A 25,879-nucleotide genomic window follows, 5' to 3' on the forward strand; every position below is an offset into this window, starting at 1 on the left:
TCAACAACCGTAATCGACATCTACTTGGATTGAAAAGAACTCACTAAGATTCATTTTTAATAATGAACAGAATTCCCTGTTCCACCTGTTACATCAATAACCGAGCCTGTAATAGAGACAGATAATGGAGACGAAAGAAATGTAACTACATTCGCAATCTCCTCAGCTGTAACCAAACGTCCAATTGAATTACCCTTCGCAACCTCTACTAAATCCTGCTCATTTGGGAAACGATCTCTCGTTGTTTCTGTTTTTGTAATACCTGGATAAACAGAATTGACCGTAATTCCATGTTTCCCTAATTCTACAGAAGCAGTTTTTGTTAAATGAACAACAGAAACATTACGTGCACCAGCACTAATGCTACCCGCATTCCTAGCAGCCATACCACTTACATTAATAATACGTCCCCAGTTATTTTTCATCATATATGGAGCTACCGCTCTGATACATCGAAAATAGCCCAAAAACTTTTCCTCAAAATCTTGTAAAATCAGGTCATCTTTTATTTGATGGAAGTCCTCAGGTTCACCACCGCTTACCCGAGCACCATTATTTACTAAAATATCAATACCGCCCAAAGCCTCTGCTGCTTGTTCGACTAATTGTTGGATTGAATCAGAATTTCTAAGATCCGCAACAATTGGGTAAATCTTTCTTCCTGTTTCTTCGGTTAACGCTTTAGCCGTAGCATTTAATGATGATTCATTTCTTGAACAAATGACACAATCGACTCCTTCATGAGCCAATTGGCGTGCCACCATTTTACCAATTCCACGACTACCTCCTGTAATAAGAGCTCGTTTTCCTACCAACTGTAAATCCATGATGAAACCTCCTATGAAAATTCAAACTTTTAATGGCTATCCATTATTACTTTCTAGATAAGAAGGAATTTTCCTTTAAGAAATGCTGTTTTCTTAAAAACAAATCAAACTAACATGTTAGGAGATTGTGGTAGACTGTTTATGTTGGAGAAGGGGGCAATATAGAATGAAGATTCGTACAAAAGTGTTTATAGCAATCGGAACCTTATCTTTACTAGCAGTCGTTTTCTTATATGGAATGCAATCCTATTTTCACAACAAAGAAATTGAATTCGCAAGCGAAGGGTGTTACGAGATAGGTGGAACTCCAATCGTTGAAAAAGATTTCTGGGCTTTAGGCTATTCATTTTCTTGTAATGTGAACGATTAACACCGACTAGATCAATAATAACCTCAAAGTCACGTCTTATACGAAGGGTTTCTAATATCGTTCATTCACTGAACCCTCCATAAATCAGCCACGATTTTCCTGCATCCTGAGAAATAAAATGTTGAAAAAAGGTGTTAAAGTACCAGTGGAATGACATCATAAGGAAGTATAACCAACGTAAATATGAACAAAAAGTAAATCAATCTTTATTCTTGTATACCCATCGAGGGTATGGTAATATGAAATTAAGTTAGGAGGTTATGCTAATGGAAAACAACACGGAAGAAGCAGCTTGTCATACAGAAGATTGTTCTTCTGGACGAAAGAGTCATCATCCAGAGCGCGTAAAAAAGGATTTAACCAATCGATTAAATCGGATCGAGGGTCAAATTCGTGGTATTAAGGGAATGATTGATAAAGACGTCTACTGCGATGACGTCATTACTCAAATTTCCGCATCACAATCGGCTCTTAATAGTGTGGCAAGGATCCTTTTGGAAGGTCATTTAAAAGGGTGTGTGGTTGACCGCCTGTCTGAAGGTGACGATGAGGTTTTAGATGAATTAGTGGTAACCATCCAAAAATTAATGAAAAAGTAAATTTTTTTAAGTTTATTATACCCCTGTATAGTATGGGATAAGAATAAAAAAGGAGAGAATAATATGCAAACTGTAACGTTAAATGTAGAAGGAATGTCATGTGGACACTGTGTAAAAGCAGTAGAAGGTAGTGTTGGTAAATTAGAAGGTGTTAACCAAGTTCACGTAAAATTAGATGAAGCTCTAGTTGAGGTTGCTTATAATGAATCCCAAGTAAGTCTTGATGAAATTAAGGAAACGATTGAAGATCAAGGTTATGACGTAAAATAAGAAGAGTGCTTACAAAGCACTCTCTCATTTTCAACGATATATACCCCTTATAGGTATGAGAGAGGTGGGAAGAACATGAGTACAGCGGCTAATGAAGCAAACGAAATAAAAGAAGTGAATATTCAAATTGAGGGTATGACGTGTGCTGCTTGTGCGACACGGATTGAAAAAGGGTTAAGCAGAATGGAAGGTGTTGAAAAAGCAAGTGTAAACTTAGCACTTGAAAAGTCATCTATACAATATAACCCGTCAAAACTGAATACAGCTGATTTTGAAAAGAAAATAGAAGACCTTGGGTATGGTGTCGTGAAGCAAAAAGCAGAATTTGATATTACAGGTATGACGTGTGCAGCTTGTTCTGCTCGAATTGAAAAAGGGTTAAATAGGATGGATGGTGTGGCAAATGCAACCGTCAATCTAGCGCTAGAGAAAGCTACAATTGAATTTAATCCTTCGGAAGTGTCGACTGCAGATATTATTGCAAAGGTTGAAAAACTTGGTTACGAAGCGCATCAAAAGCAAGAGGATCAAGAACAAGTAGACCACCGTGAGAAGGCCATTCAAGATCAGAAACGGAAATTCATGATATCGGCCATTTTATCATTGCCATTAATATGGACGATGGTTGGGCATTTTTCTTTTACTTCCTTTCTATACGTACCAGACATTTTGATGAACCCATGGATTCAAATGATCTTAGCAGCACCTGTACAATTTATTATTGGAAAGCAGTTTTACGTAGGTGCTTATAAAGCCCTCCGAAATGGGAGTGCAAACATGGATGTACTCGTTGCTATGGGTACTTCAGCAGCGTATTTTTATAGTGTCTATCAAGCAATTGTGACAGCTGGAACAGAACATGCACCACATCTATACTTTGAAACAAGTGCAGTGCTGATTACCCTAATTGTATTAGGGAAATTATTTGAAGCACGTGCAAAAGGGCGTTCTTCTGAAGCAATCAAAAAATTAATGGGTCTTCAGGCAAAAACTGCGATCATTGTACGTGATGGAGTGGAGAAAGAAGTACCATTAGAAGAAGTGGTCATTGGTGACACCATTTTAGTGAAACCAGGTGAGAAAATTCCAGTAGATGGAGAAGTGTTAGAAGGAACAACATCCGTTGATGAATCAATGTTAACAGGGGAAAGCCTACCAGTCGATAAAAAAGCTGGAGACGTTTTATATGGATCAACGATTAATAAAAATGGTTTTATTAAAATGACTGCAACGAAGGTAGGACGCTATACAGCTTTAGCTCAAATTATCAAAGTTGTCGAAGATGCACAAGGCTCAAAAGCACCGATCCAACGAATGGCGGATAAAATTTCAGGAATCTTTGTGCCAATTGTTGTGGGGATCGCTATCCTAACTTTCCTTGTCTGGATCATTTGGGTTAGTCCAGGTGAGTTTACACAAGCACTAGAAGTGTTAATTGCAATCCTTGTCATTGCTTGTCCGTGTGCTCTTGGTCTTGCAACGCCAACCTCCATTATGGCAGGTAGTGGTCGTGCCGCTGAGTTTGGTATTTTATTCAAAGGTGGCGAGCATCTAGAGCAAACCCAAGGGATTAATACTGTTGTTGTCGATAAAACAGGTACGGTTACTCACGGCAAACCAGTTTTAACAGATGTAATTTTAGCAAATGGTCAAAATGAAGAATCATTCTTATCACTGATCGGAGCAGCTGAAAAACAGTCAGAACATCCATTAGCACAAGCGATTGTAGAAGGTATTCAAGAAAAAGGGATTAAACTCGGAGTTGTTCAATCTTTCGAAGCTATTCCAGGATATGGTGTTATGGCTACTGTATCTGGCAAGGAAATTTTGGTTGGTACGCGTAAACTTATGAAGCAACATGGTATTGAGGTACAATCGGTTCTTCCAACGATGGAAAAACTAGAACATGCTGGGAAAACAGCGATGTTAGCTGCAATCGATGGAAAGTATGCAGGAGTAGTAGCTGTTGCAGATACAATTAAAGAAACCTCGAAAGAAGCAATTCGTCGGTTACATGACATGGGAATCGCTGTCATCATGATGACAGGGGATAACGAGCGTACAGCACAAGCAATCGGTCATGAAGTCGGGGTTGATACAGTGATTGCTGAAGTGCTTCCAGAAGGAAAAGCAGAAGAAGTGAAAAAGTTACAACAACAGGGTAAAAAGGTGGCAATGGTCGGTGATGGTATTAATGACGCACCAGCCCTTGCTATGGCTGATATTGGGATGGCCATTGGTACAGGTACAGATGTAGCAATGGAGGCTGCAGATATCACACTTATTCGTGGGGATCTAAATAGCATTGCCGATGCAATTTTAATGAGTCGAAAAACGATGCGAAATATTAAACAAAATTTATTCTGGGCATTTGCCTACAACACGATTGGAATTCCAATTGCTGCAATCGGGTTGCTTGCACCTTGGGTAGCAGGGGCGGCCATGGCATTCAGTTCTGTTTCCGTCGTCCTAAACGCGCTACGCCTCCAACGAGTTAAATTATAGGAGCACTTTGGATCCTTATCGGAGCATTTTGCAAATGGATCATGAGCATGTGTCCAAAATAAGAGGTGAACATAGAAAGAATGGTACAAACTGAAAAAAAGGTTAAGTTGGCGGTGAACGGTGGAATCTCTTTCGGAGCAAAATTAAATGCTAAACAGCTTATGGTAATTGCAGACTACATGAACGATGAAGATGATCTTGAGTTAACTACCTTCCAACAACTATATATTGATGTAGTAGAAAATGAAGTGGAGATCGTTAAAGAAAGATTTAAAGAAGTTGGGCTGTCATGTTATCCAGTCGGCAATTTTGTCAAAAGCGTAAGAACCTGTAATTTTTGTAAAGGGGCAGAAGAAGAAGGTATGCCTGTAGCAATTGAACTAAATAATCGAATAGCAGGTATTCCAGTACCATTTACCTTACGTACAGCATATACGGGTTGCCCGGTAGGTTGTGGTGAACCTTTAGTAAATGATATCGGCGTGATGAAAGTAAGAGACGGATATGATTTATATATCGGTGGAAAGGCAAAGGGAAGAGATGCGACAACGGGCGCGTTACTAATGGCACAGCTAACCCCTGAACAACTTTATGAAAAAATTGAAACGTTGATTCGGACCTACGCTGAAAAAGGAAAGAAAAGGGAACCATTTTATACATTCATTCATCGATATGGTATAGAAGAACTTAAAAATGAAATATACAAATGAGAAAAAGGTATTATTCTCTCGGTGAGGATAATACCTTTTTTCATATATCATTCGTTATTGGTTTATGTTCCACAACGGTAGATAGTCTAATTAAAGTAGAAGGTTCTCCGTACGGTAAAGTGGCATCAATGAATTTCTTTATCTTTTAAGAAGAGGTTTGTAGTGTTTTTGGGGTATTATTTTTTATCATTTTGATCAGGTGATATCTTAATATACGAAATGAATTTATTCCCTGATAAAATTGATGCAGGCACAAGAATAACCATAATAAATGATACTAATACGCCAGTATAGATTTTGAATGGAATGAATGCATTGTACAGAAATCCTGCAATTGAAAAATAGATGACGAAAAAAATCACGTATAAAAAGTATACCAATAATTTTTGCATCGTTCTTAACCTCCTAGTTACACCCGCATTTATAATTACCTTACAAATATTCGAAAAAGTAAATAAAGTAATTGGTTATATGTATATATTATGGTATTTTTTAGTTATATAGGGGTTTGTTTTGAGCTTTATAGTTAATGAGGCTTACGATGGATCATTAAGACTGGAAATAGATGGAATATTATTACGGAAAGATAGGTACATTTAACGAGGAGGAAATGAATGACCAGAGAAGAGAACCTGAAAGCAATTAATTGGACTATTTTCACATTAGTTGTTGGTACAGCAATTATTAGTTTAGGAATTACTCTAAATGATTTAAAACATCCATCTGATATTGTTTTAGATGCACAATCAAGAATCGGAATTCGATGGGGATCATTGCAAAAGACAATCGCCATTGTCATCCTCATCATTTCTGTATTATTGGTCATGTCCTAAGAAACGACTATTTCCTTTTAACGTTCCGATTGCAATTATTCTCGTTGGTTTTTGCTATATGTTATTTTTCCTTACATTCACGATCGGTTGGATTGGCGCATTAGGTATGTTTGGCTTCCTGATCGCATTTCTTATCGGAGTTGTTTTAATGATATCTTATGCGGTTTCAAATCGCAGGGAGCGGCGTAAGACAATGAATTAAGGATTTTTTAAGCTTGAAAGATTAAAAAATAGCGGTATTCAAGAGAGAAGTGTACCGCTATTGTTATTTGGAGAATTATCGCTTAATGTTCAATAATTCAAACAGATTGTCTGTATTGGCCTTGAATATTAAGAAATACGATTTGTTTTCGTCATCAAACACCAATAAATATGGAACTTCTTGACGGGGAAAAATAAGGGTAACTTCATCTACTAAGTCATCAAACCATAGATTTCTCACCATAACATTAGGTTCTAATGGAATTCTTATCATAATACCTTTATTCGGAATTGGATTATAATTTGTATATACACCAGTTATCCCTTTAAGAATCTTTTCTGCTTCACGCTGTATATCAGGATGGAGATCCACTTGTTTGATAACTTTACCTTGATCAATATCGAAAATTTCGATTTGTTGATTCGATTGCGCACCCACATTTATTGATAAAAGATGTAACATAATGAGTAGTACGAAAAGCTTTTTTATCAATTGAATCACCTCAGGAAGTATTGTTCCCTAAAACAAGTGGAACCACTACAGTAATGCATACACTTCTAACGTTAGGAGAGCTAGTAGTAAACTACATTAATTTTTGAAGAGGAAAAATGAGTGTTTATAGTTTATAGGTTGTAGCGAGAAACGAACTTCTTTTGAAATATATTATTTCCTATAGAATCTGATTAAAGGATGACTCTTACTATGAGGAGGAAGAGAACGTTGAATAAAAAGAATGCAATATTCATTTCATTTGGGGCAATGGCACTTCTTTATTTTATAGGATTTATCGATGATATAGATTATCTAACATTTGACATTTCAAAATCAAAAACGGAGATTGCTTTCTTGCCGATCGTAGTTGGTTTAGTCCTAGCATTCATTTGTGACCTTATTTTAAACAAATCTCAGAAACAGAATAGTTGATACATAAAACAATAAGGGAGAAAAGAATGAATATTGATATAACGCCAGCCAGTATAATGGATTTTCACGATGTTAACTGTATTGTTAAGGAAGGGCATGACAAGCATTCAGCAGCATTACCACATATTTTTAACAAAGTTGATCACGTCATGCCTCAACCTTATTTTTTGTGAAATCTTAGAAAACCCAAATATGAAATTATTGGTTACAAAACAAAACGAAGAAATTGTGGGGTTTGCTGTATTGGAAATAAACGAATCTCCGCGTTTTGAGTCAATGGCACCAAGGAAATTTGTTTATGTGAATGATTTTGGGATTAAAGCTGCGTACCATAGACAGGGGATAGGTAAAATTTTGTTCCAGGCTTGTGTGGAATGGGCTAGAAATAAGGTGTGGAATCTTTGGAATTATGAAATGGCCATATCTTTTATAAGAGTCATTGAATGGAAACGGTTAGTAGAAAAATGTCTTTTCGATTATAGGAGTTTTAAAGGATTTAAATTTAATAAAATCTAAAAATATATAGAAATACATAAGGGAATGGTTCGAAAAATGAACAATTGGTGGTATAGAATTTACTTTATTATTATTGGAATCGTATCTTTTTTCACTGGTGAAATTGTTACGTTTGTCATGTTAGGGCTTATTTTAATAGCCTTAAATAATATCAACACAACATTAAAGAAAATTTACCAACAAAATCTTGAAAAGAAATAAATTCTCAATTACTTATCACGGAATATAGTTGTGATAAAAGATTGAAATAATTAAATAGAAGTAATTATATGAAGATTGGAAATATGAAAATACAAGAAGGATTATTTTGATTTTTGTGGAATATAAATTAACGGTGCAAGTGTATTGATTTTTTACAATAATATTTGAAAGCGTAAGACATCTTTAAGGAGGTGACTGCGAATCAATCGTAACGCATAATCTTATGCTATTAAACTATTAAAAACGGGGGTATTTACATGTTAAAGAAAAAATTTGCTCTAGGCCTTGTATCATTACTTACGGCAAGTACTCTACTTGCTGCATGTGGTACAGACGAGAAAGCATCAACTGGAGACAAAGAGAGTGTATCATCTGATTTGAAAGTTGGTATGGTAACTGATGCAGGTACAATTGATGACAAATCATTCAATCAGGGTACTTGGGAAGGTATTATAGCAGCGAAAGAGGAATTGGGAATTCAAGAAAAATATTTGAAGCCAGCAGGTGAAACAGAGGCAGAGTATTTAAAAGAGATTGGAAATCTGTATGATGCAGGATACAAGTTTATTGTTACACCAGGATTTAAATTCGAAACTGCGATTTATAATGCGCAATCAAAATATGAGGATGCTAAATTTGTTATTTTAGATGGTAACCCACATAATGGGGACTTTGTTCCAGATGTAGCAGAAAATACGGTTGCAATTTTCTTCGCGGAACATGAGTCTGGGTTCCTTGCCGGTGTTGCTACAGCCTTGGAATTAAAAGAAGGGGAAGCTGGATTTATCGGTGGTATGGAAATTCCAGCTGTACAAAAATTTAATTGGGGCTTCCAACAAGGACTTCAGTATGCAAATGATAATTTAGATACAAATGTAACCATTAAAGCGGAAAATGTTGTGTATCAAGGTACATTTGATGATGTTGCTGCAGGAGGACAAATAGCATCTCAAATGTTTAACAAGGGAATTGATGTCATTTTTGCTGCAGCTGGTGGCGTTGGTGTAGGTGCAATTAACGAAGCAAAACAACGTGCTCAAAATGGTGAAAATGTTTGGATCGTTGGTGTTGATGTTGACCAATATGCTGATGGTGAATACGCAGATGGTAAATCTGTCATCCTAACATCCGCTACGAAAAAATTAGCGCATGCTACACAAGAGTTAATTAAACAAGAGCTAGACGGTGAATTCCCAGGTGGAGAAACACTCACATACAGTGTTGAAAATGATGGTGTTGGCATCCCAGAGGAAAACCCTAACTTAAGTGATGATACTTCATCTAAGGTTAAAGAAGTCTATGAAAAAATTAAATCAGGTGATATTGTCGTTTCAGACGAACAAGGTGATTTAATTAAATAATCAAGATAAGATAAAATGAATGAGGCTTGTTTTTTCGAGGTTTCAGCTTTTATAGCTGAGACCTTTTTGTTCCTTTTTAAAGAAAAATGAACATCAAACAAAAGACTAGCTTTTTCATATGGGTCTAAATTATGCTATTATAACGTAGAATCGAGTGTTTTCGTTTTGTTTATGAAGCAATTTACGAATGTTAAACCATAAAGGAGAACTATCTGTCATGGAATTTTGGGAATCGAGTTTTATCGAAAAACAAACGATGTGGGGGTTTGAACCTACAGACTCTGCAATCGTTACAAAAGATTTTTTCATTGAAAAGAATGTGAAAGACATTCTTATACCAGGGATTGGATATGGTAGAAATGCGAGGGTTTTTATTGAGAATGAAATAGATGTTACTGGGATCGAGATATCAAAAACAGCCATTGACTTGGCAAGGGAAAATGGCCTTGATATCCCTATTTTTCATGGTTCAGTAACAGACATGCCTTTTGAAAATAAATTGTATGACGGTGTCTTCTCACATGCACTTCTTCATTTATTGAATAAACATGAAAGAGAAAAGTTTATAAAAGACTGTTATGACCAGTTGAAGGTTGATGGTTATATGATTTTTACAACCGTTTCTAAGAAAGCACCGATGTATGGAAAAGGTAAACAATTGGATAAAGATTATTTTGAGACACCAGCTGGAGTTAACATGTTTTTTTACGATCCTGATACGATTAAAGAAGAGTTTGGTGACTTTGGGCTAATTGAGATTTCAGAAATAGAAGAACCAAATAAAGATCATAAAGATAAACCTTCGATTAACTTTTTTCTTATTACATGTAAAAAACAAATCAATTGAAATAATACAAAAGCATTTGGGTATTAGTATCCAAATGCTTTTGTTGTATATACAATGTCAGGTAATCTACATTTATAAATTATTGAGTATGCTTCTATATGCTTGACAAGCAACCTTTTAGTTGCTTATAATTGACAGGCAACCACAAAGTTGCGTATACTCGATATATGGATAAAAAAGACGCTATTTTCAAAGCACTTGCTGACTCTACTCGTCGGCTAATAATAGATGAACTATCAGAACGTAACGAGATTACGTTGTATGAACTTACAGCACGTCTTATTATGAAGCATGAGCTTTCCATTTCGAGACAGGCGATTGCCAAGCATCTTGCTGTATTGGAAGATGCAGAACTCGTACAGTCCAAACGAAAGGGAAAATATCGAGTCTTATTATTTAATAAGGAACCACTTAAAAATATACTGAAAGGTTGGGTAGAGTAATACTATAACTGTTGTGAATGGGTCATGCTGATTGAAGATAGAATAATTTAGAAAACGATACGTTACTGATATCAATGGAGGTTAAACATAATGAATATAATTGTAACTAGTATTTTTGTACAAGATCAAGACAAAGCCTTGGATTTCTATACAAACAAGCTCGGATTTGTAAAGAAGCATGATGTTCCAGCGGGAGAGTTTAGGTGGCTTACACTTGTATCACCTGATGACCAAGGCGGAACTGAACTATTGCTCGAACCAAATCAACATCCTGCTGCAAAAGAATATCAAAAGAAGATATTTGCTGAAGGCATTCCAGCAACGATGTTTGGGGTCACTGATATTTACAAAGAATATGAACAATTAATAGAAAAAGGTGTAAAATTTACAATGGAACCTACCAAAATGGGGAATGTTACACTAGCTATCTTTGACGATACATGTGGGAATCTTATCCAGATTATGCAGCAATAAGATTATATGGTAGTCATACCAAGTTTCAAACAATCATGTAAAACACACGTTCTTTTTAACTCAGAAAATAACGTGTGTTTTTTGTTGCATTTGTATAAAGTAAAAATAATAAAGAACTATTATTAAATTTGCAGTTAGAGGTTCCAATATGATTGCTGAACGATTGGATTACACTAAAAAGTTTAGTGGGCTTGCCATTATGATTGAGCAAGAACAAATTTGATAATATAAGATTTGGTACAATATAGGATGGTAGAGGTTTGAGAGATTGAATAAAAAACGTCTAGATTAAATAAAGGTGGATGGAATAAATGAATGAATATGGTAAACTACATCATTCAAATGGCCAGTATACTTTAAGATTTGAGCGAACTTTTCCTCATGAAATGGAAACTGTTTTCAGTATCATTACCAATCCAAGTCACTTCACACAATGGTATCCTTTTGCGACAGGGGAGATGGATCTTAGTGTAGGTGGTAAGATTGCGTTTGATGATGGTGAAGGAACGACATATGAGGGAATTATTACAGAGCTAGAAAAGCCGTCTGTATTTGGTTTTCGTGAAGTGGATGATCTCGTGCATATTACACTGGTAGAAGTGGAGAATGGATGTCGAATGATTTTTAAGCACACATTTCATGATGATTCATGGTCCGTTCAAACAGCAGCAGGATGGCACAGGTGCCTGGATGTATTGGGACAAATCATTAACGGCGCTCCAATTATATGGCATGAAAACGCAGCTGAGCTACGTAAAATCTATGCTGAGAGATTTAAACGATAGCAATAAAGAAGAATTGGCGAATTATGAAATATGAAAGAGGGGTTATCTTGAAAGTAGAAAAGATTTTAAAAGTATGTGAAAAAGGGCATACGTATTATAAAAGTAGTGACTGCATTAGCTGCCCTACATGTGATAAAGAAAATAAACCTCAAAACGGTTTTCTATCAAAGCTGAGTTCCCCTGCCAGAAATGCCTTGGCTCATAAAGGGATCGATACTGTACAAAAACTCTCAACGTACACCGAGAAAGAAATTCTTAACATTCATGGAATTGGACCAGCTTCATTACCTGTTTTAAGAAATTCATTAGAAGAGCATGGGTTATCATTTAAAGAATAATCTTCTGTAATACATATTTTAAGAGCAATATCCATTGAATTTTGCTCTGATTCATGGAAATCTAGTATCGCTTAACGAGGTGCAACTTGAAACAAACTAAAACCTTACATATTTTAAATGGAATGGAAATGTATCATTTTTTCACGAAGACACATTATCTTGAAGATGAGGTGATGATACCATTTAACGAGGCGATGTGTTACGGAAACACCAGCGATGATCTGTTCTCCGATAATTTTAACGAAATACGTGCGAAAGTTCATCATGTAACACTGGAACAATATGCTGAAATCACCCTGAATCCATTGAAACCTCTGTTTGAATTCAATTTTAATCGTCTAATACTTTGGTTTGATGATGATATGTTTTGCCAAATAAATGTTCTCACAATCCTTGCTTGGTTAGACCGTAAAGAGTACAGAGGGGAAGCTATACTGAAAATTGTTGGGAATAAATTTCAACTTGTGGAATCCTTCAACATAGAACGAAAGGGGTATTATGAGATCTACAAACAAGTCATGCTTCGTAAACAGACAACCAAAGATATCTACCCGGGTCACTTAAAGAGGGGAATCAAACTCTATTTGAGTTATCAAAATGAGGAAAGTGATCTCATGTTATTTATAAAAAAACACAAAGATGTTCCAACCCGAGAACTTGTACAATTACTCATTTCAAATTTTAAACATTATGGGTTTGGGGATACACAATACGTAGAAATAATAAACTCTTGTAGGAATCGATTATAATTGGAGTATTTGCTTCTGTCGTGAATGCTGATACGAAAATATCGTGAAGAGTGTTGTGATAGTTAGAAAAGGAAACAAGTTGTGTTCACAAACAATAATGTAGCTCTGTCGGGGGAAAAACCAACGACGGGGCTCTTTTTTTGGAAGCCAGGTATTCTCTTTAACTAGAAAAATAATTATCCCTTCTATGCAGGAATGCACCGAAGGGATAATAATAGCTTTAAATCGTACACTTATTTCCCAGCCAGTTGGGCTTTCTTGTTTTCAATACGTTTTAAATCAAAGCGGTCAGCATTCATTACTTTCACCCAAGCCGAAATGAAGTCACGTACAAATTTCTCTTTGTTATCATCTTGAGCGTAAACTTCAGCAATCGCACGTAAAATAGAGTTTGAACCAAATACAAGGTCTACTCTAGTAGCGGTTCGGACCACTTCACCTGTTTTGCGATCACGGCCTTCATATAGATTTTCTCCGACAGGTGTCCACTCAATGCCCATATCGAGTAGGTTCACAAAGAAGTCATTTGTCAGTTGACCAACTCGATCAGTGAACACTCCGTGTTGCGTACCACCATGGTTAGTACCGAGAACACGCATACCACCAATTAGTACAGTCATTTCTGGCGCTGTAAGGCCTAGAAGTTGAGCTTTATCTACAAGAAGTTCTTCTGGGCTCACACTAAACTGTTGTTTTTGATAGTTACGGAAGCCATCTGAAACAGGCTCGAGTACATCAAAGCTTTCAACATCCGTTTGTTCTAGTGATGCATCCCCGCGTCCAGGAGCAAAAGGAACAGTCACCTCAAAGCCTGCATCTCGTGCAGCTTTTTCAATTGCTGCAGATCCTCCAAGTACAATTAAATCAGCTAAGCTGATATTGACATCTAGCTCTTTTTGAATACCTTCTAATACTTGAAGTACTTGTGCAAGTTGTTCAGGTTGATTTACTTCCCAATCCTTTTGTGGAGCTAAACGAATGCGCGCACCATTTGCACCACCACGATGATCTGAGCCACGATACGTACTTGCAGAAGCCCAAGCCGTTGTGACGAGTTTGCTAATTGTCAGACCTGAGTCTAGGATTTTTGCTTTTATTTCTTCTATTTGTTCGTCTGTTAAGTCGTAATTACCTGCTGGTACAGGATCTTGCCAAATAAAATCTTCTTCTGGAACTTCAGGACCGAGATATCTTGATTTTGGTCCCATATCACGATGTAGTAGCTTGAACCATGCACGAGCGAAAACATCTGCAAATTCCTTTGGATTCTCATAGAATCGACGTGAAATTTTCTCGTATTCTGGATCAAATCTCAAGGCCATATCTGCAGTGGTCATCATTGTTGGAACTTTAATAGATGGATCTTCTACGTCTGGTGCAAGATGTTCTTCTGCAGGATCTACGATTAACCATTGCCAAGCGCCAGCTGGACTCTTTGTTAGCCACCACTCATAACCAAATAAGAGTTCAAAATAGCCATGGTCCCATTGAGTTGGATTCGCAGTCCAAGCACCTTCAATACCACTACCGATTGTATCACGGCCATACCCTTTACCATGACTACCTTTCCAACCTAAGCCCATTTGTTCAATAGGTGCAGCCTCTGGCTCTGGACCGACAAGAGTAGGATCACCAGCACCGTGTGCTTTACCAAATGTATGTCCTCCCGCAATAAGAGCAACTGTTTCTTCATCATTCATTCCCATACGTGCAAAGGTTTCACGAATATCTTTCGCACTTGCAAGTGGGTCAGGTTTCCCGTTTGGACCTTCTGGATTCACATAAATAAGTCCCATTTGAACGGCTGCAAGCGGATTTTCTAATTCACGATCGCCTGAATATCGGTTATCGGCGAGCCATTCCGTTTCAGATCCCCAATACACATCCTCTTCTGGATGCCAAATGTCTGCTCGTCCTCCACCAAAACCGATAGTTGGACCACCCATATCTTCAATCGCCACATTTCCTGCGAGAACAAGTAAGTCTGCCCAAGAAATTTTGTTTCCATATTTTTGTTTTATTGGCCACAGAAGGCGACGTGCTCGATCGAGTAATACGTTGTCTGGCCAGCTGTTTAGTGGTGCAAAACGTTGGTTACCTGTTCCACCGCCACCTCGCCCATCTCCAATACGGTATGTACCTGCTGCATGCCAAGACATCCTGATAAACATTGGACCATAGTGTCCATAGTCTGCAGGCCACCAATCTTGACTTTCTTTCATCAAATCACGAAGATCTTGTTTGAGTGCATCATAATCTAACTTTTGAAATTCCTCTGTGTAATCAAAATCCTCTCCCATAGGGTTGGATTTTTTATCATGTTGATGGAGAATATTCAAGTTTAACGCATTTGGCCACCAGTCTCGAGTAGTCGTACCACTTGATTTTGTACTCGTAGCACCTCCGTGAAACGGGCATCCCTCGATGTTGGCATTGTTTTTAGTATCCATCTTTTTACATCTCTCCTTCTGTGAAAATTAGAAATTTATAATTATCTATCCAGTTTTAATAAACTAGAATGATAATAAGCAAGATGATCTGTTCGTTCTATAGAAGTGGGATTGAATTAATAGAAATGTAGACTTTGAATATTCAAGAGCATCAAGAATATTGTATTAAGGAAAGCAGCTAAATATGATAAAAAATTAAACAATCGACTGAAGTATGGTCATAGAAGAATGATAGTATGTAAGGTTCTAGGAGATTTTTAAAGAGAATTAATATTTATTATATTTCCATTATAATGATAATTGAATTGAGAAGGCAAGTCGAAAGGCTTCACAGAGTCCAAATTACGGAGAATATCACAAAGCGTATTATGTTATGATTGATATATAATTGATTAAGCCTGATGGGATACAGAAATGAAAGTGAAGAATAAAGTATTCATTTTTGAATGTTTGTCGTTCATAAGGAAAACTCGTGCCCAAGTATGTGCTAAACGCCAATCCTAGATTCTTAACACAGAGGTGTATATATGAAAACTTCTTTTATCCTATTTATTATTGTTTGTTTCATGCATTTCAGTACTCTGATAAATATTACGGTTTTTGAGGGGGAATGGAATGGCATTGTCATAACCATATCAACAATGTTATTTCTAATCGCTGTTTATCATTATGGAAATGAACGTCGGGTACACAAAAATAACCCGCAGTAAAAGTTATGACCAGAGCTATAATTTGAAACAATAGAGATAAAAAGAGCATGAGAAAGGTGGGTCAATAAACTTGGCCCACCTTTTATTTTTCGCTAAAAGCTATGTTCAATCCTATTAGTGTGAACAGGATCCCTTGAAGCACGTTCATTTTTCTTGAAATTGTTGGATTTTTACGTAAATAGTAACCTGCTTTTCCTGCAAAGATACTTATCAAGGAAAAGATGAAGAGCGCTTGGAGTAAAAATAAGATACCGTAGATAAGCATTTGCATCGAGATAAGTCCCATTTCATAATTAATAAATTGTGGGAAAAATGCTAGGAAAAATAAGGATACTTTTGGGTTTAGTAGATTCATAATCACGCCTTTTTTGTATAGAGACTTGTAACTTAGGTTGTCTTCGTTCTTAAGTTGGAGACTTGAACCTTTATCTCGAAACGACTTATAGGCTAAATATAATAAGTAGGCTGCACCTGCGTATTTGACGATTGTAAAAGCAAAAGCAGACTTGTAAATCAAGGCAGAAATTCCAATTGTTGCTGCAGCGATGTGTACCAACAGTCCTGTGCAAAGCCCAAGTGTTGTAAAGATTCCCGCATTTTTTCCTTTAGCTAGACTTTGTGCTAACGTAAACATATTATCTGGTCCTGGCATAATGGTAAGTACAATGGCCGCACCCAAAAAAGAAAGTACAGTTAATAACTCCAAGATGATTCCTCCAATTTTTTAAAGATAATTTTACCATATTTATAGAGTTGATAGATCATTTAGCAAAATATAATCACTTATGTTTCGATGTAGCATATCTTGTGAGTTAAAGCTTGATAAAATAATTTCACAAAGTAGATCGCTTTTAAGAGAATGCATTGGAATAATATGTTAAAATTTAGTTATTGAGCAGCTTATGCTTAACATTATATATGCTGATAAAGTAAAGGGCATTTTCACGTGTAATCGTAGGGGGAATGGCATGAAGGATTTAAAAGCAGGATATGGTTTAGATCCAGAAGGTTATATTGTAAGTGACGTTAGTTTCGATAAAATCAACAAAATTTATAAACCCTGCATCCAAGATTCTATTGAATGTCTTGCACAATTGTTTCCATCAGACCTGCACAGTGTTTACGTGTATGGTAGTGTGGCTAGAGGAGATGCTGTTGTTGTTCAATCAGATCTAGATCTGATCGCCATGTTTAATCGTAAATTAAGTTCTGCTCAGTTAGAAGAATTAAAGAAGCTTTCTCGTAAACTAACTAATAATTATCAATTCCTTGTTCGTGAAGTGGGAATAGCTGTTGCAGATTATGACTATACGATGGCCCCTTCAAATTATTATGAAAATGCCTTTCATAGAGAACTCAGTGTTTGTGTATTTGGAGATGATGTAGGTGAACGATTCGGGCCTTATACACTGACTTCTAAGATAGCCATATCCTTTAATGGTGATATTTGTGAAGCTCTTACTCGAACATTAACAAGGTTAGAAAAAGCATCTAATGAAGAATTTACAAAAATTTCTCAAAACTTTGCACGAAAACTCATAAGAACTTATTATTCGATGGTGATGGTACGTGCTCAAATATGGACTTCACAACTTAAGGAGCAAGCAGAGGTCATTATCAATTCCTTACCTGAAAAAGCATCGATTATTTCTACTCTGCTTAAGTGGATTGAAGAGCTACCGACTGATCAAAAGACTGTATTCAATCTTTTGGAATTAGAAGGTAGATGGGCATGTGAACACTTTGACAGGGAAGCTCATACTCCTTATTAAAAAAAACAAAAAATGCTTGGGAGAAATAAGATGTTAATGATCATGGAAAATGTGAAAGGCAAACGCTACAAACGACTAATTGACCTATTATCTAGACATAGTAATCGATTTGCATTTGTTGAAAATCGACAGATGATGGTGAACGAAGAAGAACGTCTAACGTTTATTGATTGTTTAATAGCAGATATTAATGAGCATCTTATCGAAAGAAAAGTTCAACAAGAATGGGAAACTACAAAACTTGTTGAAGATACGGCTTATGTTTTTTATTTTCGTTTAAATAATGCAACGAAGTTATTTTTAAAAGAACAATCCGATTCCATATTTGATTGGATTAGCCCAGAACTACCAGAAGACCTAATGTTTTTTCAAAATGGTACATGTATATTTGCAGCATGCTCTCACGAAAGATATTTTATGGTAGATGAAGCGATATGGGGCTTAATTAAGAAAAAGTAACGTTATTTGAAATTGAATATACAAAGCTACTACTTATAAGTAAAGGGGGGATGTCATATTTTTATTTCATTTATTAATGGCAATATCTGGAATGTTGTTTTTGATTATAATACTGATTGTCTTTGGGTATAAAATACTTCAAACCAAGAAGCACGTATATTCATGGTTTATCATGACCATCATTCTTTTCTTCCTAGGAGTGGCACTCTGGCAAAGTGTAGGTCGTTATCTATGGATGTCTTTATACTCTTTACAAAGTGGAGGAGTCAATTAATGTGGGTGAAAACAAACATATGATAAAGATAAGGATGGCTTTAGGTGAACTGGAACAATTTTGGTTTTATTGGGAGCTGTGAACCTTTTAGAAGGGGATATAGAAGGGTTCTATTTGGTCTTTTTTGGTTTTCTACTCCATTGGGTACATAAACTTCTTGGAAGGAAAGGCGGGAGTTAGTAAAAAAGTAACTTGGATTCGAGCTTAGATTTCAATAGTGGTCTTTTTTCTGGTGTCTTACTTCATATTTTTTAATCACCTACATGTGATTCACATTTTAAAATACATATACCTGAGGCACGGCCGAGATACGTTAAAACCTAGATTTCCAACAATGAAACAACTTTTTTTAAAATCATTCATCATGCAATTTTTAGCACGATTATAAGAATTGAATGGGGATTTATCTTACCCGAATAGGGGAGTATTAAAGACTTTATAAGAACAACTGCCAATTAAATTGCATATTTAAATAATAAAGTCCCAGTACACCACTTCTTAGCACCAACGGCTAACCTACATCGGTAATGAATATATGACCAAGGTGGGAAAATTGTACTGATTTATAAATATATTTTTATTTTTTGGAATATTATGTTAATATTGTATTAGAAAGATACCTAAAGTTGGAGAGTGGGTGATAAATTGATGGGATATAAATTTGTGTCCAAAAAGAAATACATTCGACAGGGTGTATCATCCTTAGTCTACGTGTTAACGATTCTTCTTTTAAGCACGTACAGCTATTTTGCGTTTAATTTAGGGGAGTTTATAAGTCCGGTATTAGCTTTAGTTATAATTGGATTAATGGTTTTTAATGTGTATCGTGCGTTTTACTTTTTTAAATTACACAAAAAAGAATATTTCATCATCGATGACGGATCTTTATCCATTTACAGAGGAGCCCTCATCCCAAGAAAACAAATTCTTTTTAGCAAAGTAATCCGCGTAGTGGATGTGAATGGGATCCTTATTTTTCTTTTAGATGACGGTAAAGAAGTACCAGTCTACACAGAGTACTTATCAAGTGAGGACAGAGTAGAGATCAAGGAAAAGATTAAATCAATTTTTACTCAAAAGACTTTAGGTTTTTAAAAAGACATTTCATTTTTATAGTTAAATGGGGCTGTCCAAAAAGTCACTGAAAAATGACTTTTGAGGACAGCCCTCATTTTTTGTTTTTTGGGTTTACTAAAAAATCTGGTGTTGATTTCCGCTGCAGGTACTCGCTTTCCGCGGGCGGTCCGGGAGCCTCCTCGTCGCAAGCTCCTGCGGGGTCTCCCCTGGCCACGCTTTTCCCGCAGGAGTCTCGTACCTTCCGCTACAATCAACAAGGTTACAAAATTTAATAGTATTGACTCGTAACTTTTAAAAAAACACACAAAAAAATCATCCTTTTTAGTAAAATGAAGTTACCACACAACATTCCAGAAAGGATGATTTTTTATGAGCAATCAATTGATTACTAATGAAAATTATAACACGCAAACTTCCCTTTTTCCAGAGTTCGAAGAGGAGAAACTAGAAGTTCAAAATGAAGAAAAACAAAAAGAACCTAATCCAAGACAATTAGCCCCTACTTTCAAACCCTACGATAATCGACAAATTCAAATGATTTATGATATCGAATCTCTTATTCCACAACATCACGAGGCCCGTGTAGTAGACGAAATGGTTGAAGCTATTCCTGATGAAAATCTATTTTCATACTATGTAGGCGGTGGCAGAAGTTCTTACCATCCCAAAATGATGCTTAAAATTATCCTTTATGGTTATTCCCAGAAGGTTTATTCTTGCCGAGGGATAGAAAAATTAGCAAATGAAAGTATCCCAGCTATGTGGTTGTCAGCGATGCAACAACCAGATTTCCGTACAATTAATGAGTTCCGTGGGGGACGCATGAAAGACTTTATGGATGAACTATTCGAAGCAATGATTCACAAGTTGATTGAAGAGAACTACATAACATTCGAAAGCTACTTTTTGGATGGCACCAAGATTGAAGCCAACGCCAACAAGTATAGTTTTGTATGGAAACGTGCTACTTCAAATTTTGAAGAGAAATTAAAAGAAAAAATCAAGGAAACCCTTCAGCATATCCATGAAATAACCAGGGCAGAAGCACAACCAGAAGAATTAATAAATCAGGAACAAGAAATCACTGAACAGGAATTAGTAGAAGTTGCCGAAGAACTTGAGGAAAAAGTTGAGGCATTAACAAAGGTAATTGATAGCGAAACAGATAAAGACGTTCGAAAAGAAAAAAGGCAAGAACGGAGTCAATTAAAGAAATCAATCAAGCAAATCCGTGAGGATTTTATACCTCGTATGACTAAATATAAGGAACATAATGAAGTTTTAGGTGATCGTAATAGTTATTCTAAAACGGACAAAGATGCCACCTTCATGCGTATGAAAGAAGATCATATGAAAAATGGCCAACTTAAGCCAGGATACAACGTACAAGTAGGAACAGAAAACCAGTTTATTCTATACTATACAATACATCAACGCCCAACAGACACTCGGTGCTTCATCCCTCATATGGAGAAACTGGCAGCTTCTTCTTTACCAATACCCAAAACGGTTATTGCCGATGCAGGATATGGTAGTGAGGAGAATTATGTTTACGCTGTCGGAGATGAGAAAGAGCAACGATTCGAGTTTCTTATTCCGTATGGAAGCTATGTACAGGAACAAACCCGTAAATATAAAAAAGACATCAAAAACGCAAAAAATTGGACTTACGTGGAAGATGACGACTATTTTATTTGCCCGAAAGGAATGAAAGTAACGTTTAAAAAATACCTGAATAAAAAGAATAAATCTGGCTACGAGCAAAGTTTTAAAATATATGAATGTGAAGATTGTACCGATTGTCCACTAAAAGCACAATGCACAAAAGCAAAAGGGAATCGTCAGATTCATTGGAATACGATTTTTGAAGAAATGAAAGCCAAGGCTAAAACAGCCCTTGAATGTGATGAAAAGTCCGCTATCTACGCTCAACGTAAAGTTGAAGTAGAAAGTGTGTTCGGTCACATCAAGGGCAATAGGTCGTTTCGCAGATTTTCTCTGCGGGGGCTCGACAAAGTATATGTCGAGTTTGGAATTGTGGCATTAGCCCACAATATATTGAAAGTAGCAGGCATACGCCAGCTACTTTCAGAGAAAAATCGAAAAAAACAAAAAGGCAAGGGAGAAAAACGGTCGTTTTTCTCCCTTGCCTTATTTTTTAGGACTTATCGGACAGCCCCATTAACCTATTTTAACAACAAAAAATCAAGTTGTCGGGTAACAGCCTAAGAAGGATATCGAATGACAAAAGGAAGTGCTTATGATAAGGAGGTTTTTTAGATACTGTTGGTTGATTCTATCAGGGATCTATGTATTGTTATTCTCACTCTGGATGAGTGGTCCAGGTATTGCTGAAGATGAGACAGCACCTATTCGTTGGTATTTCATGTTACCTTTCTTTATCTGGGTCATAGGTTTTATACTTCAAGTAAGAGCAACGACAAGAATGGTAGGAATTGCTTTCACGATCTTACCTACAGTGTTATATTTAATTTTCTTTTTAATCGCTTTTTCGATGTAATTACAATTCATTGAATGAGTATTTTAATTAAATAATTGACTACAAAGCTATAAATATAGTATTACTAAAGTACATTGAAAACGCTTATTGTTTTTTAAGAAGATACCAGTGCCTGTGCGTGATTTCAGTGTTTTTTGAATAAATTGTTGTGAAATTGGGGGATGTAATAATGTCGAATATACCAACTATACTAAATTCCTTAAGAATACCTGTTATTGGCTCACCACTTTTTATCATCAGTAATCCAAAGTTATTGATTGAACAATGTAAAGCAGGGATTGTTGGTTCTATGCCTGCACTCAATGCAAGACCCGCCTCACAACTAGACGAATGGTTGGCCGAAATAACAGAAGCATTGGCAGATTATAACGCGAAGAATCCAGATCGTCCAGCTGCACCGTTTGCGATCAACCAAATTGTACATAAGTCAAATGATCGACTCGAACATGATATGGAGTTATGTGTGAAATACAAAGTGCCTATTATCATTACATCTCTAGGGGCTCGTGAAGAGGTGAATGTAGCTGCACACAGTTACGGCGGAATCGTGTTACATGACGTCATCAACAACAAGTTTGCTCATAAAGCCATTGAAAAAGGGGCAGACGGTTTAATTGCAGTTGCATCAGGTGCGGGTGGACATGCAGGTAATAAGAGTCCATTTGCATTAGTTCAGGAAATTCGCAGTTGGTTTGATGGTCCACTAGCATTAGCTGGATCGATTGCAAATGGTAGGTCGATCTTAGCAGCTCAAGCAATGGGTGCTGACTTTGCCTATATCGGTTCACCGTTTATTGCTACACATGAAGCACGTGCAGTGGACGAATACAAACAAGCGATCGTCGAAAGTACATCTGATGACATTGTATATACCAATTTATTTACGGGTGTTCATGGAAACTATTTGGCTCCATCTATTCGTGCAGCAGGCTTAGATCCTGATAATCTTCCAGAAAGTGATCCTTCAAAGATGAATTTCAGTGGAGGTCAAAAGTCTAAGGCTTGGAAGGATATATGGGGAAGTGGCCAAGGTATCGGTGTGATTGACGAAGTAACAAGTGTGCGAGAATATGTCGATAAGCTACATCGTGAATATATTGAAGCAAAAGACAACTTATTAAAAGCAAGCCAAGTCTTTTCTTAATACACTAAATTAGAGGTGCAATTTCACGTATTATGGGGTAAGCATTTTCTTTATTGTAAAAAAGTAGATTTCAGCAAATTTTTAAAAAGCAGACCAATTAATCTGGTCTGCTTTTATTCTTATTGTTGTGGTGCAGAGGGAGTAGAAATACTTTGTAAAGCTTGTTCAGCTTCGTTTGCATATTGATTTTGTGTTGCTAAATCCCCTAAAGCAACCATCCCAACGATTTGTCCATTTTCTTCTACTGGCAAGCGGCGAATTTGATGTTGAGCCATTAAATTTGCAGCCTCGTGTGCATCCATGTCAGGGGTGCCTTTAACAATTTGCTGTGCTGTCATTACTTCAGACACTGGTGTTTGAGGACTTTCACCTTGTGCAGTCGTTCTAAGGGTGATATCTCGATCTGTTACAATTCCAACAATTTGTTTGTTATTATTAACTACTGGTATAGCCCCGATATTATACTGACTCATTAGTGCTGCCGCTTCTTTTACAGTTTGTGTTTCATTCACTGTTAATACATCTGATGTCATAATTTCTCTTAATGATTGTACCATTAACAAACCTCCACGATTTCATTATGTATGCAATGTTGCTAAATTGAAAGACAAGGTTGGAAAGGAATCTTTATATTGCTTTCAAAGACCTTGTTTTCAGACATAGATTTCCCAGTTTGAGAAAATCTATAAATGGAAAAACGTTCATTCATCATTTGAATGTGCGCATAATAGTAACATAAGGAGAGTTATAATTGGTTAATGCACATTTCCGTTATCTAACATATGTAAATTCTTATGTGTTAACACAAACTAAGTAGAGGCGTATATAGCGTTTCTGATTTGTAAAAGGGGGTTAACACATGAGAAAGTATATATCCGCTTTTTTAGGGGCATCATTATTTGCTTTCGCACTTACTGGTTGCGGTGTGAATGGCAATAATGTTGACACATATAATGACGGTGATGTAAGAATCTTGGATCAACAAAAACAAGAAAATGATCGAGGCTTATATCAAAGAAACACAAATGATGTTGAAAATCGCAACAACATTATGAACAATCGAAATCGTAAAAATAATGGTGGTCAAGAGTGCGATGAAAACAATCACCATGCAGGTAAAAATGGCACGTATTTTGGTGAAGGCTCTATTGGAGAAAGAAACATTCATTGTGGAAATGGAACGAATGCGGGCCCAAGCGGGCAGGGTGGACTAGGATAAGAATGGCATTCATTCGTTGGTAAAAAGACATAAGACTGCAAACGAGTCCTTTTGAAACATGTTTGCAGTCTTATATATAATAACCGATAACTACTGCTTATTTTGTTGAGTTTCTTGTTGGTTACTATCATCTTCGTAGTCGCCAGTTAACGCTTTTGTTGTATCGACAAGAGACTGACTAATATTATTTAAAAAACCATTATTATATTCTTGATGGAGACTAGTTTTACTTTTATTTTTATTATCCAATTGTATCACCTCCGATTTTATCATGCGTAAACGGAGGGATAATCATTCATTGGTTAGAAGTTGTAGTCACCAAAATTAAGATCCCACTAACCCAGTCATTGGACTACTTGCTACGGCATAGTCTTTTTCTTCAATGCGGCCAGCTTCATAGCCGAGTCTTCCTGCTTCTAACGCAAGTTTTACAGCGCGTGCCATTTTTACAGGGTCTTGTGCTCCTGACACAGCAGTATTTAATAACACGCCATCTGCGCCAAGTTCCATCGCATATGCGACATCCTTTGGAGAACCGATTCCTGCATCAATAATGATAGGTACTTGTGATTGCTCGATAATAAATTTTAAATTTAATGGATTTAAAATTCCTTTACCTGAACCAATTGGGCTAGCACCTGGCATGACAGCATGTACGCCAAGCTCCTCCAAACGTTTTGCAAGTACAACATCGTCAGACGTATAAGGTAACACAATAAATCCTTCATTTAAAAGCATTTCGGATGCTCTCAATGTCTCGATTGGATCTGGTAATAGGGATCTGTCGTCTCCGATAATCTCTACTTTAATCATGTCACATAAGCCAGATGCTTTAGCAAGTTTTGCAATCCGTACTGCTTCTTCAGCCGTTTTGGCACCTGCCGTATTAGGTAGAAGTGTATATTTTGTTAAGTCTAACTGCTCTAAAAAATTCGGTTGACTTGCTTCAAATATATTCATTCTCCTAACCGCAAACGTTAAAATTTCAGCTTCTGAAACCTCTACTGCTTGTTTTTGAATGTCAAAAGATGGGTATTTTCCTGTTCCTAATAAAAGTCTAGAATTAAAGGTACGATTTGCGATTGTTAACATATTATCCTCCTCCTACAAATTGGACAATTTCAACGACATCTCCATTTGCAAGTTTTTTAGTTTTATAGTCATCTTTTTGAATAATATCTTCGTTTATTTCTACTATTGCAATTCGGTTTTGTAGCTCATAGTGGGCCAAAAGACTTTCTACTGAAGTCACCTCTTCAGGAAGTTCAACTTGTGTTCCATTAAGTCTTATCTTCATCT

At 36.5% G+C, this 25,879-nt stretch carries 32 protein-coding genes; 23 read left to right on the forward strand and 9 right to left on the reverse strand.

Annotated elements, in window-relative coordinates; all coding sequences use genetic code 11:
• Window positions 1–56: 56 nt before the first annotated feature.
• A complete protein-coding gene (locus ACWPVE_RS19555) occupies window positions 57–827 on the reverse strand; it encodes an SDR family NAD(P)-dependent oxidoreductase (protein WP_453996296.1) in 771 nt (256 codons plus the stop codon).
• Window positions 828–993: 166 nt separating this feature from the next.
• On the opposite strand from ACWPVE_RS19555, the gene ACWPVE_RS19560 reads away from it, so the two are divergent.
• From ACWPVE_RS19560 to ACWPVE_RS19580, 5 genes are all read left to right on the forward strand, one after another.
• Window positions 994–1,197 carry a hypothetical protein gene (locus ACWPVE_RS19560; protein ID WP_453996298.1) on the forward strand — a complete coding sequence of 68 codons (204 nt, stop codon included), beginning with the start codon at window positions 994–996 and terminating at the stop codon, window positions 1,195–1,197.
• Between the two features lie 260 nt (window positions 1,198–1,457).
• Window positions 1,458–1,796, forward strand: coding sequence for a metal-sensitive transcriptional regulator (locus ACWPVE_RS19565; protein ID WP_453996300.1), 339 nt, complete (start codon window positions 1,458–1,460; stop codon window positions 1,794–1,796).
• A gap of 63 nt (window positions 1,797–1,859) precedes the next feature.
• Complete coding sequence (copZ, locus tag ACWPVE_RS19570) at window positions 1,860–2,066, forward strand: copper chaperone CopZ (RefSeq protein ID WP_453996302.1); 207 nt, start codon at window positions 1,860–1,862, stop codon at window positions 2,064–2,066.
• A gap of 75 nt (window positions 2,067–2,141) precedes the next feature.
• Window positions 2,142–4,571, forward strand: a complete 2,430-nt coding sequence (locus tag ACWPVE_RS19575) for a heavy metal translocating P-type ATPase (RefSeq protein WP_453996304.1) — start codon at window positions 2,142–2,144, stop codon at window positions 4,569–4,571.
• 80 nt (window positions 4,572–4,651) lie between these two features.
• Window positions 4,652–5,281: a nitrite reductase gene (locus tag ACWPVE_RS19580; RefSeq protein ID WP_453996306.1), complete on the forward strand. Its 630-nt coding sequence runs from the start codon at window positions 4,652–4,654 to the stop codon at window positions 5,279–5,281.
• A 176-nt stretch (window positions 5,282–5,457) separates the two neighbouring features.
• Here the strand turns inward: ACWPVE_RS19580 and ACWPVE_RS19585 are convergent, their stop codons facing one another.
• Window positions 5,458–5,673, reverse strand: a complete 216-nt coding sequence (locus ACWPVE_RS19585) for a hypothetical protein (protein WP_453996308.1) — start codon at window positions 5,671–5,673, stop codon at window positions 5,458–5,460.
• A 222-nt stretch (window positions 5,674–5,895) separates the two neighbouring features.
• Here ACWPVE_RS19585 and ACWPVE_RS19590 point away from each other — a divergent pair, with 222 nt between their 5' ends.
• Window positions 5,896–6,114: a hypothetical protein gene (locus tag ACWPVE_RS19590; RefSeq protein ID WP_453996310.1), complete on the forward strand. Its 219-nt coding sequence runs from the start codon at window positions 5,896–5,898 to the stop codon at window positions 6,112–6,114.
• 277 nt (window positions 6,115–6,391) lie between these two features.
• Here the strand turns inward: ACWPVE_RS19590 and ACWPVE_RS19595 are convergent, their stop codons facing one another.
• The gene (locus ACWPVE_RS19595) at window positions 6,392–6,808 is read right to left on the reverse strand and encodes a hypothetical protein (protein ID WP_453996312.1); all 417 of its coding nucleotides are present in this window, start codon (window positions 6,806–6,808) and stop codon (window positions 6,392–6,394) included.
• A gap of 228 nt (window positions 6,809–7,036) precedes the next feature.
• Here ACWPVE_RS19595 and ACWPVE_RS19600 point away from each other — a divergent pair, with 228 nt between their 5' ends.
• The 10 genes from ACWPVE_RS19600 to ACWPVE_RS19645 all read left to right on the forward strand — a co-directional run bounded on the left by ACWPVE_RS19600 (window position 7,037) and on the right by ACWPVE_RS19645 (window position 12,954).
• Window positions 7,037–7,240, forward strand: coding sequence for an ATPase (locus ACWPVE_RS19600; protein ID WP_453996314.1), 204 nt, complete (start codon window positions 7,037–7,039; stop codon window positions 7,238–7,240).
• Window positions 7,241–7,336: 96 nt separating this feature from the next.
• A complete protein-coding gene (locus tag ACWPVE_RS19605; RefSeq protein WP_453997647.1) occupies window positions 7,337–7,756 on the forward strand; it encodes an N-acetyltransferase family protein in 420 nt (139 codons plus the stop codon).
• 36 nt (window positions 7,757–7,792) lie between these two features.
• Window positions 7,793–7,957, forward strand: a complete 165-nt coding sequence (locus tag ACWPVE_RS19610) for a hypothetical protein (protein WP_453996316.1) — start codon at window positions 7,793–7,795, stop codon at window positions 7,955–7,957.
• 257 nt (window positions 7,958–8,214) lie between these two features.
• Window positions 8,215–9,318: a BMP family lipoprotein gene (locus tag ACWPVE_RS19615; RefSeq protein ID WP_453996318.1), complete on the forward strand. Its 1,104-nt coding sequence runs from the start codon at window positions 8,215–8,217 to the stop codon at window positions 9,316–9,318.
• A 217-nt stretch (window positions 9,319–9,535) separates the two neighbouring features.
• Window positions 9,536–10,165, forward strand: a complete 630-nt coding sequence (locus ACWPVE_RS19620) for a class I SAM-dependent methyltransferase (protein ID WP_453996321.1) — start codon at window positions 9,536–9,538, stop codon at window positions 10,163–10,165.
• Between the two features lie 167 nt (window positions 10,166–10,332).
• The gene (locus ACWPVE_RS19625; RefSeq protein WP_453996323.1) at window positions 10,333–10,608 is read left to right on the forward strand and encodes an ArsR/SmtB family transcription factor; all 276 of its coding nucleotides are present in this window, start codon (window positions 10,333–10,335) and stop codon (window positions 10,606–10,608) included.
• A 90-nt stretch (window positions 10,609–10,698) separates the two neighbouring features.
• Window positions 10,699–11,082 (forward strand): VOC family protein, encoded by a 384-nt coding sequence (locus ACWPVE_RS19630; protein WP_453996325.1) that lies wholly within the window; start codon window positions 10,699–10,701, stop codon window positions 11,080–11,082.
• 311 nt (window positions 11,083–11,393) lie between these two features.
• Entirely contained in the window at window positions 11,394–11,867 is a 474-nt protein-coding gene (locus ACWPVE_RS19635) for an SRPBCC family protein (protein ID WP_453996327.1), read from the forward strand.
• Window positions 11,868–11,890: 23 nt separating this feature from the next.
• Window positions 11,891–12,205, forward strand: coding sequence for an RNA polymerase alpha subunit C-terminal domain-containing protein (locus ACWPVE_RS19640; protein WP_453996329.1), 315 nt, complete (start codon window positions 11,891–11,893; stop codon window positions 12,203–12,205).
• Between the two features lie 86 nt (window positions 12,206–12,291).
• Window positions 12,292–12,954 carry an AraC family transcriptional regulator gene (locus ACWPVE_RS19645; RefSeq protein WP_453996331.1) on the forward strand — a complete coding sequence of 221 codons (663 nt, stop codon included), beginning with the start codon at window positions 12,292–12,294 and terminating at the stop codon, window positions 12,952–12,954.
• Window positions 12,955–13,187: 233 nt separating this feature from the next.
• Here the strand turns inward: ACWPVE_RS19645 and katG are convergent, their stop codons facing one another.
• A complete protein-coding gene (katG, locus tag ACWPVE_RS19650; protein ID WP_453996333.1) occupies window positions 13,188–15,404 on the reverse strand; it encodes a catalase/peroxidase HPI in 2,217 nt (738 codons plus the stop codon).
• Between the two features lie 792 nt (window positions 15,405–16,196).
• The gene (locus ACWPVE_RS19655; protein WP_453996335.1) at window positions 16,197–16,820 is read right to left on the reverse strand and encodes a LysE family translocator; all 624 of its coding nucleotides are present in this window, start codon (window positions 16,818–16,820) and stop codon (window positions 16,197–16,199) included.
• Window positions 16,821–17,082: 262 nt separating this feature from the next.
• Here ACWPVE_RS19655 and ACWPVE_RS19660 point away from each other — a divergent pair, with 262 nt between their 5' ends.
• The 6 genes from ACWPVE_RS19660 (at window position 17,083) to ACWPVE_RS19685 (ending at window position 23,361) form a co-directional block, all read left to right on the forward strand.
• Window positions 17,083–17,886: a nucleotidyltransferase domain-containing protein gene (locus ACWPVE_RS19660; protein ID WP_453996337.1), complete on the forward strand. Its 804-nt coding sequence runs from the start codon at window positions 17,083–17,085 to the stop codon at window positions 17,884–17,886.
• A 30-nt stretch (window positions 17,887–17,916) separates the two neighbouring features.
• On the forward strand, window positions 17,917–18,345 hold the full coding sequence (locus ACWPVE_RS19665) for a stage III sporulation protein AH (protein ID WP_453996339.1): 429 nt from the start codon (window positions 17,917–17,919) through the stop codon (window positions 18,343–18,345).
• Between the two features lie 922 nt (window positions 18,346–19,267).
• A complete protein-coding gene (locus tag ACWPVE_RS19670; protein WP_453996341.1) occupies window positions 19,268–19,714 on the forward strand; it encodes a hypothetical protein in 447 nt (148 codons plus the stop codon).
• Window positions 19,715–20,065: 351 nt separating this feature from the next.
• On the forward strand, window positions 20,066–21,925 hold the full coding sequence (locus ACWPVE_RS19675) for an IS1182 family transposase (RefSeq protein ID WP_453996343.1): 1,860 nt from the start codon (window positions 20,066–20,068) through the stop codon (window positions 21,923–21,925).
• A 31-nt stretch (window positions 21,926–21,956) separates the two neighbouring features.
• The gene (locus tag ACWPVE_RS19680; RefSeq protein WP_453996345.1) at window positions 21,957–22,217 is read left to right on the forward strand and encodes a hypothetical protein; all 261 of its coding nucleotides are present in this window, start codon (window positions 21,957–21,959) and stop codon (window positions 22,215–22,217) included.
• 169 nt (window positions 22,218–22,386) lie between these two features.
• Window positions 22,387–23,361 carry an NAD(P)H-dependent flavin oxidoreductase gene (locus ACWPVE_RS19685; protein WP_453996347.1) on the forward strand — a complete coding sequence of 325 codons (975 nt, stop codon included), beginning with the start codon at window positions 22,387–22,389 and terminating at the stop codon, window positions 23,359–23,361.
• A gap of 119 nt (window positions 23,362–23,480) precedes the next feature.
• Here the strand turns inward: ACWPVE_RS19685 and ACWPVE_RS19690 are convergent, their stop codons facing one another.
• Complete coding sequence (locus ACWPVE_RS19690) at window positions 23,481–23,918, reverse strand: CBS domain-containing protein (RefSeq protein WP_453996349.1); 438 nt, start codon at window positions 23,916–23,918, stop codon at window positions 23,481–23,483.
• Between the two features lie 302 nt (window positions 23,919–24,220).
• Between ACWPVE_RS19690 and ACWPVE_RS19695 the strand changes: the two genes are divergently transcribed.
• Complete coding sequence (locus tag ACWPVE_RS19695; RefSeq protein ID WP_453996351.1) at window positions 24,221–24,580, forward strand: hypothetical protein; 360 nt, start codon at window positions 24,221–24,223, stop codon at window positions 24,578–24,580.
• A 90-nt stretch (window positions 24,581–24,670) separates the two neighbouring features.
• Here ACWPVE_RS19695 and ACWPVE_RS19700 read toward each other — a convergent pair whose 3' ends face one another.
• From ACWPVE_RS19700 to thiS, 3 genes are all read right to left on the reverse strand, one after another.
• Window positions 24,671–24,829: a hypothetical protein gene (locus tag ACWPVE_RS19700; protein WP_453996353.1), complete on the reverse strand. Its 159-nt coding sequence runs from the start codon at window positions 24,827–24,829 to the stop codon at window positions 24,671–24,673.
• 75 nt (window positions 24,830–24,904) lie between these two features.
• Entirely contained in the window at window positions 24,905–25,672 is a 768-nt protein-coding gene (locus tag ACWPVE_RS19705) for a thiazole synthase (protein ID WP_453996355.1), read from the reverse strand.
• A 1-nt stretch (window position 25,673) separates the two neighbouring features.
• On the reverse strand, window positions 25,674–25,877 hold the full coding sequence (thiS, locus tag ACWPVE_RS19710; RefSeq protein ID WP_453996357.1) for a sulfur carrier protein ThiS: 204 nt from the start codon (window positions 25,875–25,877) through the stop codon (window positions 25,674–25,676).
• Window positions 25,878–25,879 lie beyond the last annotated feature (2 nt).

This window comes from Bacillus nitroreducens (genome assembly GCF_964021195.1).

What these genes read in the sequence shown, in the direction of transcription:
- ACWPVE_RS19555 (WP_453996296.1), bottom strand. Translation starts at nt 827, where the DNA reads ATGGATTTACAGTTGGTAGGAAAACGAGCTCTTATTACAGGAGGTAGT.
- ACWPVE_RS19560 (WP_453996298.1), top strand. Translation starts at nt 994, where the DNA reads ATGAAGATTCGTACAAAAGTGTTTATAGCAATCGGAACCTTATCTTTA.
- ACWPVE_RS19565 (WP_453996300.1), top strand. Translation starts at nt 1,458, where the DNA reads ATGCTAATGGAAAACAACACGGAAGAAGCAGCTTGTCATACAGAAGAT.
- copZ (WP_453996302.1), top strand. Translation starts at nt 1,860, where the DNA reads ATGCAAACTGTAACGTTAAATGTAGAAGGAATGTCATGTGGACACTGT.
- ACWPVE_RS19575 (WP_453996304.1), top strand. Translation starts at nt 2,142, where the DNA reads ATGAGTACAGCGGCTAATGAAGCAAACGAAATAAAAGAAGTGAATATT.
- ACWPVE_RS19580 (WP_453996306.1), top strand. Translation starts at nt 4,652, where the DNA reads ATGGTACAAACTGAAAAAAAGGTTAAGTTGGCGGTGAACGGTGGAATC.
- ACWPVE_RS19585 (WP_453996308.1), bottom strand. Translation starts at nt 5,673, where the DNA reads ATGCAAAAATTATTGGTATACTTTTTATACGTGATTTTTTTCGTCATC.
- ACWPVE_RS19590 (WP_453996310.1), top strand. Translation starts at nt 5,896, where the DNA reads ATGACCAGAGAAGAGAACCTGAAAGCAATTAATTGGACTATTTTCACA.
- ACWPVE_RS19605 (WP_453997647.1), top strand. Translation starts at nt 7,337, where the DNA reads ATGACAAGCATTCAGCAGCATTACCACATATTTTTAACAAAGTTGATC.
- ACWPVE_RS19610 (WP_453996316.1), top strand. Translation starts at nt 7,793, where the DNA reads ATGAACAATTGGTGGTATAGAATTTACTTTATTATTATTGGAATCGTA.
- ACWPVE_RS19615 (WP_453996318.1), top strand. Translation starts at nt 8,215, where the DNA reads ATGTTAAAGAAAAAATTTGCTCTAGGCCTTGTATCATTACTTACGGCA.
- ACWPVE_RS19620 (WP_453996321.1), top strand. Translation starts at nt 9,536, where the DNA reads ATGGAATTTTGGGAATCGAGTTTTATCGAAAAACAAACGATGTGGGGG.
- ACWPVE_RS19625 (WP_453996323.1), top strand. Translation starts at nt 10,333, where the DNA reads ATGGATAAAAAAGACGCTATTTTCAAAGCACTTGCTGACTCTACTCGT.
- ACWPVE_RS19630 (WP_453996325.1), top strand. Translation starts at nt 10,699, where the DNA reads ATGAATATAATTGTAACTAGTATTTTTGTACAAGATCAAGACAAAGCC.
- ACWPVE_RS19635 (WP_453996327.1), top strand. Translation starts at nt 11,394, where the DNA reads ATGAATGAATATGGTAAACTACATCATTCAAATGGCCAGTATACTTTA.
- ACWPVE_RS19640 (WP_453996329.1), top strand. Translation starts at nt 11,891, where the DNA reads ATGAAATATGAAAGAGGGGTTATCTTGAAAGTAGAAAAGATTTTAAAA.
- katG (WP_453996333.1), bottom strand. Translation starts at nt 15,404, where the DNA reads ATGGATACTAAAAACAATGCCAACATCGAGGGATGCCCGTTTCACGGA.
- ACWPVE_RS19660 (WP_453996337.1), top strand. Translation starts at nt 17,083, where the DNA reads ATGAAGGATTTAAAAGCAGGATATGGTTTAGATCCAGAAGGTTATATT.
- ACWPVE_RS19665 (WP_453996339.1), top strand. Translation starts at nt 17,917, where the DNA reads ATGTTAATGATCATGGAAAATGTGAAAGGCAAACGCTACAAACGACTA.
- ACWPVE_RS19670 (WP_453996341.1), top strand. Translation starts at nt 19,268, where the DNA reads ATGGGATATAAATTTGTGTCCAAAAAGAAATACATTCGACAGGGTGTA.
- ACWPVE_RS19675 (WP_453996343.1), top strand. Translation starts at nt 20,066, where the DNA reads ATGAGCAATCAATTGATTACTAATGAAAATTATAACACGCAAACTTCC.
- ACWPVE_RS19680 (WP_453996345.1), top strand. Translation starts at nt 21,957, where the DNA reads ATGATAAGGAGGTTTTTTAGATACTGTTGGTTGATTCTATCAGGGATC.
- ACWPVE_RS19685 (WP_453996347.1), top strand. Translation starts at nt 22,387, where the DNA reads ATGTCGAATATACCAACTATACTAAATTCCTTAAGAATACCTGTTATT.
- ACWPVE_RS19690 (WP_453996349.1), bottom strand. Translation starts at nt 23,918, where the DNA reads ATGGTACAATCATTAAGAGAAATTATGACATCAGATGTATTAACAGTG.
- ACWPVE_RS19695 (WP_453996351.1), top strand. Translation starts at nt 24,221, where the DNA reads ATGAGAAAGTATATATCCGCTTTTTTAGGGGCATCATTATTTGCTTTC.
- ACWPVE_RS19705 (WP_453996355.1), bottom strand. Translation starts at nt 25,672, where the DNA reads ATGTTAACAATCGCAAATCGTACCTTTAATTCTAGACTTTTATTAGGA.
- thiS (WP_453996357.1), bottom strand. Translation starts at nt 25,877, where the DNA reads ATGAAGATAAGACTTAATGGAACACAAGTTGAACTTCCTGAAGAGGTG.